This window comes from Bacteroides mediterraneensis, from assembly GCF_900128455.1.
In the GTDB taxonomy this organism is placed as follows: Bacteria; Bacteroidota; Bacteroidia; order Bacteroidales; family Bacteroidaceae; genus Phocaeicola; species Phocaeicola mediterraneensis.
Genome location: NZ_LT635783.1, coordinates 3,217,632 through 3,229,913 on the forward strand (window position 1 = coordinate 3,217,632; position 12,282 = coordinate 3,229,913).

Below are 12,282 nucleotides of genomic sequence, written 5' to 3' on the forward strand. Positions count from 1 at the left end.
AAGGTGCTTTATTACAGACAAAAGGATGCTTCGAATAAGACGCTAATCACTTTTCGGAAGAAGATAAATCACGACTCTGACAGTCGTTTAAGGGCCAGATGATGCCCTGCCTGAGCCGCTTTCTTATACCAGAACATAGCCAGATGGAGGTCGGGAGTTCCGGTCCAACCTTCTTCGTATCCTTGTCCAATCCGATAAAAGGCATAAGGATCGGATGAGTGGCGGTAAGCCTCGAAAGCCTGCGGCAAGGACACAGGCAACCGACCGCATCCCTTGCGGTACAAATCTCCCAGATTGGCCGAGGCATAGGTCAAATCACCCTGACGGACAGCCTCTTTGAACCAGAACTCAGCTTCATAGCCATCGGAATCCACCCCGACTCCTTCCTGATATAACGTTCCGATGTCATTCAAAACCACTCCATCCACACGGGTTCCTTCGCGGTATTCCTTTCCCAGCTCCAAGAGCATATCCACGTCTTCCTGTGAAAAACTTTCCCAGGTTTCCGTACCGTCGGACTGCCATGACTTGACACGACCGATTGATACATGCTGTGGCACATCCACTTCCACGTCCATGGCATAAGCCAGACTGTCGGCTATAAATTCATCCCGCGTTGCTTCCAAAAGCCATCCCTTTTGCAACAAATACTGGATGTAGCCATAAATACGGGAAGTGGAAGAATGAAGATTCACCCCATATTGCTTCAGCTGTTCGAGCGAAACATAGCGGATACCTTCTTTAGGCAATTCCAGATAACAACGGGGCACAACGGAAAGCACCACCTTCAACGAAGCAATCTCTTCCCCTATGCAGTCTTCAATCCACTGCGTTCCCAAGCGTTCATACACAGAATAAGTCTTTCCATCCTCTCCCGATACCAGTTTCGGACTATGTCCGTTCAGACACAACCCCAGTGTGTCAATCAGATAAGGAAAGAACTTATAATCATCATAAGAAGACAAACCGTCCATGGCCACCACCACCTTCCCCTTCTGGTCTTCTGAAATAGCAAATGAAGTCGTGGAATATTCCGGACGATGAAAATAATACAGATTTTTTCCCTGATACGTGCCCTGAAGCGTCACCTTTACCGGTACCTCCAGCCTGCGTATAAGTTCCTTCATACGAAAAGGGGCAACCGTATTCAGTTGAAAAGAAATTCGCATAGTCAGCCTTTCTACTTTAAAAATTCCCTTGTTCTTATCTCGCCACTGCCTATGCACAGGCGAGCATCCTTGTCATAAATCACCCCGAACTGCCCAGGGGCTATCCCCTGTATCGGCTCCGCGCTGGACACCAGCAATCCGTCTTCCGAAAAACGGACGGTTCCAGTCTGAAAGGTATCCGTGTGGCGTATCTTGAAACAAACTTCAGTTTCCGGTTCTTTCCAAGGATTCAAGGTAATGAAATGGAAGTCCTTCAAGTAAAAGGAGTAGCCAAACTGCTTTTCTGTATCATAACCATGCGACACATAGATAATGTTTTCATCCACATTCTTATCTACGACGAACCACGGACCGCCACCCAGTCCCAACCCTTTGCGTTGCCCAATGGTATGGAACCAATACCCCCGATGCTGTCCGATGACCTTTCCTGTCTCCAACTCAACCACCAATCCTGGCCGTTCACCCAGGAAACGACGGATAAAGTCATTGTAGTTAATCTTACCCAGGAAACAGATTCCCTGACTGTCTTTCCGTCTGGCACTTGGCAAGGAAGCCTTCAAAGCCAACGCCCGCACTTCCTCTTTCATCAATCCGCCCAACGGGAACATCAGTCGCGACACCTGAAGGTAATCAATCTGTGCCAAGAAATCCGTCTGGTCCTTCACCGGGTCTTTGGCTGTAGCCAGCCACGTATGCCCGTCAATTACAAGTGTAGAAGCATAATGTCCTGTAGCTATCTTATCATAGTCATGTCCGGCCTTTTGGTCGAAACAACCGAACTTTATCAATTTATTACACATCACATCCGGATTGGGAGTCAGCCCACGCCGTACCTTATCGATGGTGTAAGCCACCACATTGTCCCAATACTCCTTCTGCAAATCCACGATATGGAACGGCAGCCCATATTTCCGGGCAGTGGCAGAAGCCAGTTCTATGTCCTCTTCCGCCGTACACGTCAGCTCCTCATCCGTATCCATACCAATCTTTATGTAAAACAAATCTGGCTTATACCCTTGTTCACACAACAGATGTACAGCTACCGCGCTGTCAACTCCTCCCGAAATCAATGCTGCTATCTTCATATTTATCTTTTTTAGCGGCAAAAATACCGCCTAGATTCTAAGTGAACAATACCCTTTTCAGGGTATATCTCATTTCAAAGCCTGAAACTGCTCTATCAATGAAGTAAGGTTTGCTGTAAACAAACGGGCCGAAATGGCCAACAAGATGATGCCGAAGAATTTACGGATGACATAAATTCCTCCTTTTCCCAGCATGCGCTCGATGCGGTCTGTCAGCTTCAATACGATATAGACCCACACCATATTCAATATCAACGCCAACACAATGTTAATCGGCGCATATTCCGCCCGCAACGACAACAAAGTGGTAAATGCGCCGGCACCTGCCAGCAAAGGGAACACCAAAGGCACCAGAGTGGCCTCTTTGATAGGTCCTGTATTCTTGAAAATTTCGATATCCAGAATCATTTCCAGCGACATCAGAAAAATGACAAAAGCACCGGCTACGGCAAACGAAGCAATATCCACCTGAAACAAACGCAACATCATGTCGCCGGCATAGAAAAAACCTAGAAGAAGCGCAAAAGCGATAAAAGTGGCCTTAGGGGCATTTACAGCCCGCCCTTTCTGCTTCAAATCCAGAATGATAGGGATAGAGCCAATGATATCAATCACGGCAAAAAGGACGATAAAGGCACTTAAAAACTGTTGAAAATCAAATCCAATCATTGTTATTATCCAAATTACTTTTGCAAAGTTATCATTTTTTTATACACCTGCAAGATTTGACAAACATTATCAGACTGTAAGAAAGAATAAAAAAGATAAAACCTATAATCAAGGAACTGCTGCACTGAGGAAATATACTTAACTTTGTATGTTAAAAGATAACTTAATAAAGTTAACGAGAGATGGAATTGACAATGTACGACAAGCTTTTACAGCTCCCTCTGTTTCAAGGGATGTCGAAATTCGACTTTACCGACATCCTGGAGAAAGTAAAGATTCACTTCAATAAATATGAACCTGGAAGCTGCCTGGTAAAACAAGATACTCCGTGCGACCAGCTTATTTTTGTGCTGGACGGAGAAGTACAGATAGAATCCAACGATGCTCCGCACAAATACACTTTGTGGGAAAACTTTAAAAGTCCGAATGTCATCGAGCCTTATTCCTTGTTTGGAATGCGCCCTTATTTTACGGCATCATACACTGCGCTGACCGAAGTAAATACCTTGCACATTGAGAAATCCTACATTCTCAACGAATTGTGCCGCTATGAAGTGTTCAACCTGAACTATATGAACATGCTGAGCAACCGGAGCCAGGTAATTTACAACAAACTGTGGAATTCCCATATCGGGAAGACACGTGATAAAATCATCAACTTTCTTCTGTTGCGCTGCATGACGCCTTACGGTCCGAAGAAACTGTCCATCCGGATGGAAGACCTCGCCCGGCTGATTGACGACACGCGCATCAATGTGTCGAACGTGCTGAACGACCTCCAGAACCGAGGCTTAATCCAACTGGGACGCCGCACGTTCAGCATTCCCGATTTAAGGGAGGTAATTCTCCTTTCGGACAAAAAAGAATAAACCTAAATTTTTACAGACTAGCTTTATGAACAATCCATTTTTGCAACCCTATCATACCCTCCACGACACCACTCCTTTCCAGCAGATACGGATAGAAGACTACGAACCGGCTATCCGGGAAGGAATGCGCCTGGAAGATGAGGAAATTCGGCAAATCACCGGGAATCCGGAGATGCCTACCTTCCAGAACACGGTTCTGGCACTGGAACATGCCGGAAAGACCCTGGACAGAGTCACCACCGTCTTGTTCAACCTGCTGAGTGCGGAAACAAACGATGAACTGGAAGCCATTGCGGAGAAAATGACGCCGGAACTTTCGGAACATGCCAACAACATCAGCCTCAACGAGACATTGTTTACGCGGGTCAAGGCGGTATATGAACAGCGGGACTCACTTCAGCTGACACCGGAAGAACGGCGCCTGTTGGAAAAGTCATACGACGGATTTGTCCGTAACGGTGCCAACCTGCCGGAAAAGGACAAAGAGACTTTCCGCAAGCTGAGCATGGAACTGAGCAGCCTGACTCTGAAATTCTCACAGAACCATCTGAAAGAGACGAACAGCTTCGAACTGGTTCTACAACACGAAGACGATTTGGCCGGACTGCCGGAAAGTGCCGTGGAAGCAGCGGCCCATACCGCTCATGAGAAGGGGAAAGACGGATGCTGGATTATCACCCTGCAGGCCCCCAGCTACGTACCCTTTATGAAATACAGCGATAAAAGAGAGCTGCGCAAACAACTTTACATGGCCTACAACACCCAATGTTGCCACGATAACGAATTCAACAACCTGAACATCGTAAAACGGTTGGTCAACCTGCGCATGGAGCTGGCTCAGCTGTTGGGATTCTCCAATTATGCGGAATACGTACTGAAAAAGCGTATGGCCGAAAACAGCGACCATGTGTACAAGCTGCTGAACGACTTACTGGAGGCCTATACCCCTGTGGCCCGGAAGGAAGTGGAGGAAATCCGCACTTTGGCCCGTGAACTGGAAGGAAGCGACTTCGAACTGATGCCGTGGGACTTTTCTTATTATGCAGAAAAGCTGAAGAACCGGAAATTCAGTCTCGACGAAGAAGCGCTCCGTCCCTATTTTGAACTAAGCCGCGTAAAAGCGGGCGTATTCGGACTGGCCACCCGCCTGTATGGCATCACCTTCAAGGAAAACCAAGAAATTCCGGTGTACCATCCGGATGTACAGGCCTACGAGGTGTTCGACCGCGACGGTAGTTTCCTAGCCGTACTTTATACCGACTTTCACCCCCGTGAAGGCAAACGTTCGGGCGCATGGATGACCAGCTACAAAGAGCAATGGATAGAAGACAATGACACCAACAGTCGTCCGCACGTCTCCGTAACCATGAATTTCACCAAACCCACAAAAGACAAACCAGCCTTGCTGACTTTCTCGGAGGTCAACACCTTCCTGCATGAATTCGGCCATGCTCTGCACGGCATGTTTGCCAATACTCGCTTCCAAAGTATGAGCGGTACGAACGTGTATTGGGATTTTGTGGAACTTCCTTCACAAATCATGGAAAACTTTGCCATAGAAAAAGAATTTTTAAATACATTCGCATGTCATTACCAGACGGGCGAACCGATTCCCGAGGAACTGATTCAACGCATTGTAGATGCTTCCAACTTCAACGTAGCTTATGCTTGCCTGCGTCAAGTCAGTTTCGGATTGCTCGACATGGCCTGGTACACCCGCCAGACCCCGTTTGAGGGAGATGTAAAGGCATACGAGAAAGCTTCCTGGCAAAGCACCCAACTGCTTCCACAGCTGGAAGACACCTGCATGAGCGTACAGTTCGGGCATATCATGTCGGGCGGCTATTCAGCCGGATACTACAGTTACAAATGGGCGGAAGTACTGGATGCTGATGCCTTTTCGGTTTTCAAGGCGAAAGGAATCTTCAATCCGGAAACGGCACGTTCCTTCCGGGAAAATATTTTATCAAAAGGGGGCACCGAACATCCGATGACGCTTTACAAACGCTTCCGGGGACAGGAACCGACCATCGACGCATTGTTAAAAAGAAATGGAATAAAATGAACATACAAATGAAAACATTCAAAATCTACTGTTTCTTTACGTTAATCCTGCTGCTGGCCGGATGTAACCAGAAAGACGATGTACATGAAATTTTCTCCAGCGGCCAGACATGGCACTGGAGCGGCTCTTACAGCACCAGCGACTGGAAAGATGACAACAACTTCAATTCCACTTTGACGCGGGATGAACTGGCCAGAATCAATGATGGCCAAGACAAATACAATATCATTTTCAAAGAAGACGGCACAGTGGAAGGAAACGGAAGCAGTTTCAACTTTACCGGCACATGGAGTGCCAACGGGGATGACCAAAGCTTTTCTATCCAGCTGAAGCCTAACGGAAACCGCAGCGGACTGGACAAGACCTTTTATGACGAAATAACCAACGCGAAATTCTATCGGGGCAGTTCACGGCTCATCAAGCTCTTTAACCTCGACAAGAATCATTACATTCAATTTTACCCCAAAGGTTTTAACAACTAGGCAGCATCATTATGGAACCATCAGAACATAAACAAGAAATCCTAGACAAGCGCTATATGCGCATGGCACTCATCTGGGCCGAAAACTCTTATTGTAAGCGGCGTCAGGTAGGAGCCTTAATCGTCAAAGACAAGATGATTATCTCGGACGGATACAATGGTACACCGGCCGGATTTGAGAATGTGTGTGAAGACGAAAACGGAGTAACCCGCCCTTACGTGCTCCATGCGGAAGCCAATGCCATCACCAAGATAGCCCGTTCCAGCAACAGCAGTGAAGGGGCTACCATGTATGTCACCGCCTCCCCTTGCATCGAATGTGCGAAACTGATTATTCAGGCTGGCATCAAACGGGTGGTCTACGCTGAGAAATACCGCTTGGAAGACGGACTGGACCTACTGAAACGAGCTCATATTGAAGTTGTATATCTTAACCCCAATGAATAAAAATATGAAAAACAATAGTACACGCTTTATTCCGTTTCTGCTGGCCATCTGCCTGATTGCAGGTATCGCCATCGGTACATTCTATGCCAACCATTTTTCCGGCAACAAACTGGGTATCATCAACACGTCCTCCAACAAGTTGAATGCCTTGTTGCGTATCATCGACGACCAGTATGTGGATACCGTCAATATCAGCGACCTGGTGGAAGAAGCCATGCCACAGATTCTTTCAGAACTTGACCCACATTCTTCATATATTCCAGCCAAAGACCTGGAGGCCGTTACAGCCGACCTCAAAGGCAGCTTCAGTGGCATCGGTATCCAGTTTACCATCCAGAATGACACCATCCATGTGAACAGCGTCATCCAGGGAGGCCCGTCCGAAAAGGTGGGACTGATGGCAGGCGACCGCATCGTGGAAGTAGATGATTCTGCCTTCGTGGGAAAAATCGTAACCAACGAAGAGGCTATGAAGCGCCTGAAAGGCGAAAAAGGCAGCAAGGTCAAACTCGGTGTGTACCGCCCGGGAGAAAAAGAGCTGCTGCATTTTACAGTCGTACGTGGCAACATTCCGGTCAAAAGTATTGACGCAGCCTACATGATTAACGAAAAAGTGGGTTATGTCAAAGTCAACAAGTTCGGTGAAACCACATACCCGGAATTACTGATAGCCTTGGCCAAACTGGCTCAGAAGCACTGTGAGGGACTGATTATAGACCTTCGTGGAAACACAGGAGGGTATATGGCTGCTGCCATCCAGATGGTCAACGAATTTCTTCCCGACAACCGCCTGATTGTGTACACACAAGGACGGAAATCCCCGCGCCAGGACTACAACTCCAACGGTACGGGAAGCAACCAGAAAATGCCGCTCGTGGTTTTGGTGGACGAAGGCTCGGCTTCTGCCAGCGAAATCTTTGCCGGAGCCATCCAGGACAATGACCGCGGAACCATCGTCGGACGCCGTTCGTTCGGAAAAGGCCTGGTACAGCAACCCATTGAATTCAGCGACGGCTCTGCCATCCGCCTGACCATCGCCCGTTATTACACTCCGTCGGGCCGTTGCATTCAGAAGCCATACGAAAAAGGGAAAGAATCGGAATATGAATTGGATTTGCTCACCCGCTACGAACACGGAGAGTTCTTCTCGGCCGACAGTATCAAGCAGAACGAAACAGAAGTCTACCACACCCGTCTGGGACGTCCGGTGTATGGAGGAGGAGGCATCATGCCCGATATCTTCGTTCCGCAAGATACCACGGGTATGACTTCCTATTTCCGAATGGCGGCCAACCGAGGACTGATTATCCGCTACACCTTCGAATACACCGACCAGAACCGTAGCGTATTGCAGAAATACGACACTTCGGAAAAGATGGAGGAATACCTGAAAAAACAGAACCTGCTGAACAATTTTGCCGCATGGGCCGAAAAGAAAGGATTGAAACGCCGCAACAATCTGATGGCCAAATCACGTCAGCTTTTTGAAATGAGCCTTTACGGAAACATTATCTACAACATGCTGGGCATGGAGGCGTATGTGGAATTCCTGAATGAAACCGATAAAACGGTTTTGAAGGCGGTAGAAATTCTGGAAAAGGATGAGTCTTTCCCACAGGCTCCTGAGGTGGAGACTTCCAATGAGAAAAAGAAATAAAATCTCATGGACAAAAGAGAATTACGCAAACAGATGGCACAAGAGAAGCGGAAATACTCCGCTTCTCAAAAAGCGGAATGGTCTTCCAGCTTATTCCAGAAGCTGGAAGACCATCCTTTATTTTTACAGGCAAAAACCATCCTGCTCTATCACTCCCTGCCCGATGAAGTAGAAACTCATGCGTTTATCGAACGGTGGTATCCGCACAAGCGCATCATACTGCCACTGGTAAAAGGAGACGAACTGGAATTCCGGTATTACGAAGGAAAAAAATCATTACAGACCGGTTCATTCGGCATTGAAGAACCGACCGGAAGAAAAGTGGAAAACTTAGCTGAAATCGAACTGAGCATCGTTCCCGGTGTAGCCTTCGACCGCACTGGAAACCGATTGGGACGTGGAAAGGGATACTATGACCGTGCTCTTTCCCGACTTCATTCCTATAATATAGGTGTCTGCTTTCATTTCCAGCTCTGCCCTCACATACCGACAGAACCTACAGACCGCCCCATGCACGAGGTTTGGACTGAAGAAGGATGTGTATACTCAACGGAACACAATGTTCACGATAACTTGTGAGCCTACTTGCGCATTCAGGTTACGAATCAGCATCTCCCGCCCCATCATCAGTTCTTGGCGGATGACCGAGGAAGAGAGGCTGACATAAAGCACCTGGTTCTTAATAAACAGATTCGTAGTGTAACGGGTGATGACCGGTCCCACCACATCCTTCCAGGCATCCACCAGCCGATATTCGTTCAAGGGGGTCTCCAGCCCCTGTTGGCGAAGGAACTGCCGGAGCACATCCCCTATCTGTTCCGTATTATTCCGCTTCATAACCTTCCTTTCGTTCTGATACCTCGCCGTTTTCCACCTCGAACAGCTTATAGTCCCCCTCAATCTTTTTCAGGATACGGTCCAGATGGTCACGGTTGGTATCCGTAATGAAAATCTGCCCGAAACTGTCGCCTGCCACGAGCTTCACAATCTGTTCCACCCGCAAGGCATCCAGCTTGTCGAAGATATCATCCAATAAAATCAAAGGAGTAGTACCGCTTCCTGTCCGCTTCAAGAATTCAAACTGTGCCAGCTTGAGCGCAATCAGATACGTTTTGTTCTGCCCCTGCGAGCCTTCCCGCTTCATGGGAAACTCTCCCAGTTGCATAATCAGGTCGTCCTTGTGAATACCTTTCAGGGAATATCCCATCACCCGGTCCCGCTGCCGGTTCTCACGCAGCAAGGTCAGCAAGTCTCCCTCTGCCGCATGCGACTGATACGACAGTTTCACCTGCTCCCGGTTCTGGGAAATATAAGCATAATACGACTGGAAAATCGGAATAAACTCATCAATAAACTGCCGACGTTTGCGGAACACAATCTCTCCCGTAGAAGCCATCATTTCCTCCCACACATTCATCAGCTCCTCATCCGGCTCGAGCTCCGCTTTCAACAACGTATTCCGCTGTGCCAGCGCTTTGTTGTAACGAATCAACGCATCCAGGTATTCACGGTCGAACTGCGAAATCACCACGTCCATGAACCGTCGGCGTTCTTCACTTCCTCCCGCTATCAGCAGCGTATCCGCCGGAGAAACCATGACCAGCGGTATCAGTCCGATATGGTCCGACAAACGGGTGTATTCCTTCTTGTTCCGCTTGAACTGTTTTTTCTGACGGCGTTTCAACCCGCAATACACTTCCTCCGGATCGCCGCCGTCCGTTTCATAAAAACCCTGTAGCACAAAGAAATCCTGTTCATGCCGAATATTCTGAGAATCAATGGGATTGGTTGCGCTCTTACAGAAAGAAAGATAATATACGGCATCCATCAGGTTGGTCTTTCCCATCCCGTTCTTGCCGATGATACAGTTCATCTTACGGGAAAAAGTCAGTTCCGCCTGCTCCAGATTCTTATAGTTTACGATTGAAATGCGTTTAAGCCACATAAAACTCTTGTTATTTAGGATACAAAATTAACAATAAAAGCAAGATTCATTAAAAAAACTGCCCGCAAATTTCGTTTATAAGTATAAATAAACTACTTTTGCTGTCCGAATAAGTGGATTTTGAAAATAATAAAAAACAAATATCAAATGACTGAACAAAAACACACTCATGACCCATTGAATGTAGACGAAGCGCTCAGCACTTCGGAAGCATTTCTTCTCAAAAACAAGAATTTACTGTTAGGTATAGTAATCGCTTTGGTTGTCATTGTTGGAGGTTACCTCGGATACAAGCATTTCATTGCCGAGCCCAATGAATTGAAAGCCTCTGAAGCTATTTTCAAAGGCGAACAATATTTCGGAGCCGACAACTTTGAAGTGGCTCTGAAAGGCGACAGCCTTGGCTACGCAGGTTTCGTGAAACTGGCAGACCAGTTCAGCGGTACAGATGCCGGCAACCTGGCCAACGCATACGCAGGTCTTTGCTATGCACAGCTCGGCAAATACGAAGACGCCATCAAATACCTAGACAAATTCAGCGGCAGCGACTTGCTGGTAGCTCCTTCCGTAATGGGAGCACTGGGAAACTGCTACGCACAGGTAGGTCAGCTTGACAAGGCTGTGGCTACTTTACTGAAAGCAGCCGAACGTGCCAACAGCATGTCACTGAGTCCGATTTACCTGATTCAGGCCGGACAGATTCTGGAAAAGCAAGGTAAGAATGCAGAAGCCGTAGACGCTTACAAACAGGTAAAGAACAAATACGGTAACTCTTACCAGGCTATGGATATTGACAAATACATCGAACGTGCTTCTTTGAAATAATTCCAGCAAGACATTCTTCTATTATCATAAAAGAGTATCATCATTCAAGCCGGACCGAAAAACTCAAAGCATCTGCGGATGTACTCCAGTTTTTCGGTCCGGTTTCTTTTATCCTCTAATAACCTTTAAAAACAACAAATATGGCAACAGCTTATCACAATCTTTCTGATTACGATTTCAACTCCGTACCCGATGCCTCACAGATGCGTTTCGGCATCGTCGTATCCGAATGGAATCACAATATCACCGGTGCCCTTCTCGAAGGGGCTGTCCGTACCCTGAAAAAACACGGAGCCAAAGATGAAAACATATTGGTTTATCCGGTTCCGGGAAGTTTTGAACTGACTTTCGGTTCCGCACAGCTCATCAAAAGCGGAAAAGTGGATGCCGTCATCGCATTAGGCTGCGTAGTGCGTGGCGATACCCCCCATTTTGACTATGTTTGTGCAGGAGCCACACAAGGTATCACCGAACTGAATGCAACCACCGACACACCAGTGATTTACGGCCTGATTACTACCAACAACATGCAACAAGCCGAAGATCGTGCTGGAGGCAAATTAGGGAATAAAGGTGACGAATGTGCTGTTACTGCGATAAAAATGATTGATTTTGTTTGCAAGTTAAAAAAATAATCGTACCTTTGCAACGCAATTGAGAAAAGCACTAAATCTCGGTTGCGGACGGGCAAATACCAGAGTGGCCAAATGGGGCAGACTGTAAATCTGCTGGCTTACGCCTTCGGTGGTTCGAATCCATCTTTGCCCACCAAATTTGCGGAAGTAGCTCAGTTGATAGAGCATTAGCCTTCCAAGCTGAGGGTCGCGGGTTTGAGTCCCGTCTTCCGCTCTTTTTTTGAAATTCTGTTGGGCAAGTACCAGAGTGGCCAAATGGGGCAGACTGTAAATCTGCTGGCTTACGCCTTCGGTGGTTCGAATCCATCCTTGCCCACCGCAAATTTGCGGAAGTAGCTCAGTTGATAGAGCATTAGCCTTCCAAGCTGAGGGTCGCGGGTTTGAGTCCCGTCTTCCGCTCTCCGAGAGATTGTCTTTTAAAGACAGTCTCTTTTT

13 protein-coding genes and 4 tRNA genes are annotated in these 12,282 nt (G+C 47.3%); 12 read left to right on the forward strand and 5 right to left on the reverse strand.

The window, feature by feature from the left end; all coding sequences use genetic code 11:
* Positions 1–68: 68 nt before the first annotated feature.
* The 3 genes from BQ7480_RS13710 to BQ7480_RS13720 form a co-directional block, all read right to left on the reverse strand.
* The gene (locus tag BQ7480_RS13710; protein ID WP_235816691.1) at positions 69–1,127 is read right to left on the reverse strand and encodes a tetratricopeptide repeat protein; all 1,059 of its coding nucleotides are present in this window, start codon (positions 1,125–1,127) and stop codon (positions 69–71) included.
* Between the two features lie 53 nt (positions 1,128–1,180).
* Positions 1,181–2,254 (reverse strand): tRNA 2-thiouridine(34) synthase MnmA, encoded by a 1,074-nt coding sequence (mnmA, locus tag BQ7480_RS13715; protein ID WP_072543315.1) that lies wholly within the window; start codon positions 2,252–2,254, stop codon positions 1,181–1,183.
* 69 nt (positions 2,255–2,323) lie between these two features.
* A complete protein-coding gene (locus BQ7480_RS13720; RefSeq protein ID WP_072543316.1) occupies positions 2,324–2,923 on the reverse strand; it encodes a MarC family protein in 600 nt (199 codons plus the stop codon).
* A gap of 182 nt (positions 2,924–3,105) precedes the next feature.
* On the opposite strand from BQ7480_RS13720, the gene BQ7480_RS13725 reads away from it, so the two are divergent.
* Genes BQ7480_RS13725 through BQ7480_RS13750 form a run of 6 tightly spaced genes read left to right on the forward strand, consistent with a single transcriptional unit; the run spans position 3,106 to position 9,021 of the window.
* Positions 3,106–3,792 (forward strand): Crp/Fnr family transcriptional regulator, encoded by a 687-nt coding sequence (locus tag BQ7480_RS13725; RefSeq protein WP_072543317.1) that lies wholly within the window; start codon positions 3,106–3,108, stop codon positions 3,790–3,792.
* Positions 3,793–3,817: 25 nt separating this feature from the next.
* On the forward strand, positions 3,818–5,857 hold the full coding sequence (locus tag BQ7480_RS13730) for a M3 family metallopeptidase (RefSeq protein ID WP_072543318.1): 2,040 nt from the start codon (positions 3,818–3,820) through the stop codon (positions 5,855–5,857).
* An 8-nt stretch (positions 5,858–5,865) separates the two neighbouring features.
* The gene (locus tag BQ7480_RS13735) at positions 5,866–6,339 is read left to right on the forward strand and encodes a DUF4847 family protein (protein WP_072544046.1); all 474 of its coding nucleotides are present in this window, start codon (positions 5,866–5,868) and stop codon (positions 6,337–6,339) included.
* Positions 6,340–6,350: 11 nt separating this feature from the next.
* The gene (locus BQ7480_RS13740) at positions 6,351–6,785 is read left to right on the forward strand and encodes a dCMP deaminase family protein (RefSeq protein ID WP_022354294.1); all 435 of its coding nucleotides are present in this window, start codon (positions 6,351–6,353) and stop codon (positions 6,783–6,785) included.
* Positions 6,786–6,789: 4 nt separating this feature from the next.
* Complete coding sequence (locus BQ7480_RS13745) at positions 6,790–8,442, forward strand: S41 family peptidase (protein WP_072544047.1); 1,653 nt, start codon at positions 6,790–6,792, stop codon at positions 8,440–8,442.
* Positions 8,443–8,475: 33 nt separating this feature from the next.
* Positions 8,476–9,021, forward strand: a complete 546-nt coding sequence (locus BQ7480_RS13750; protein WP_235816743.1) for a 5-formyltetrahydrofolate cyclo-ligase — start codon at positions 8,476–8,478, stop codon at positions 9,019–9,021.
* Here the strand turns inward: BQ7480_RS13750 and BQ7480_RS13755 are convergent.
* Positions 8,989–9,279 (reverse strand): DciA family protein, encoded by a 291-nt coding sequence (locus BQ7480_RS13755; RefSeq protein WP_007561091.1) that lies wholly within the window; start codon positions 9,277–9,279, stop codon positions 8,989–8,991. The genes BQ7480_RS13750 and BQ7480_RS13755 overlap by 33 nt on opposite strands.
* Positions 9,266–10,387: a DNA replication/repair protein RecF gene (gene recF / locus BQ7480_RS13760; RefSeq protein WP_072543320.1), complete on the reverse strand. Its 1,122-nt coding sequence runs from the start codon at positions 10,385–10,387 to the stop codon at positions 9,266–9,268. Before recF ends, BQ7480_RS13755 begins: the two co-directional genes overlap by 14 nt.
* Before the next feature lie 147 nt (positions 10,388–10,534).
* On the opposite strand from recF, the gene BQ7480_RS13765 reads away from it, so the two are divergent.
* The 6 genes from BQ7480_RS13765 (at position 10,535) to BQ7480_RS13790 (ending at position 12,246) form a co-directional block, all read left to right on the forward strand.
* On the forward strand, positions 10,535–11,212 hold the full coding sequence (locus BQ7480_RS13765) for a tetratricopeptide repeat protein (protein WP_072543321.1): 678 nt from the start codon (positions 10,535–10,537) through the stop codon (positions 11,210–11,212).
* A gap of 140 nt (positions 11,213–11,352) precedes the next feature.
* Entirely contained in the window at positions 11,353–11,847 is a 495-nt protein-coding gene (ribH, locus tag BQ7480_RS13770) for a 6,7-dimethyl-8-ribityllumazine synthase (RefSeq protein WP_072543322.1), read from the forward strand.
* A 50-nt stretch (positions 11,848–11,897) separates the two neighbouring features.
* Positions 11,898–11,983 (forward strand) — tRNA-Tyr (locus BQ7480_RS13775).
* Positions 11,984–11,988: 5 nt separating this feature from the next.
* Positions 11,989–12,061: transfer RNA gene (locus BQ7480_RS13780), tRNA-Gly, on the forward strand.
* A gap of 19 nt (positions 12,062–12,080) precedes the next feature.
* A tRNA-Tyr gene (locus BQ7480_RS13785) sits at positions 12,081–12,163 on the forward strand.
* Positions 12,164–12,173: 10 nt separating this feature from the next.
* Positions 12,174–12,246 (forward strand) — tRNA-Gly (locus BQ7480_RS13790).
* Positions 12,247–12,282: the final 36 nt, after the last annotated feature.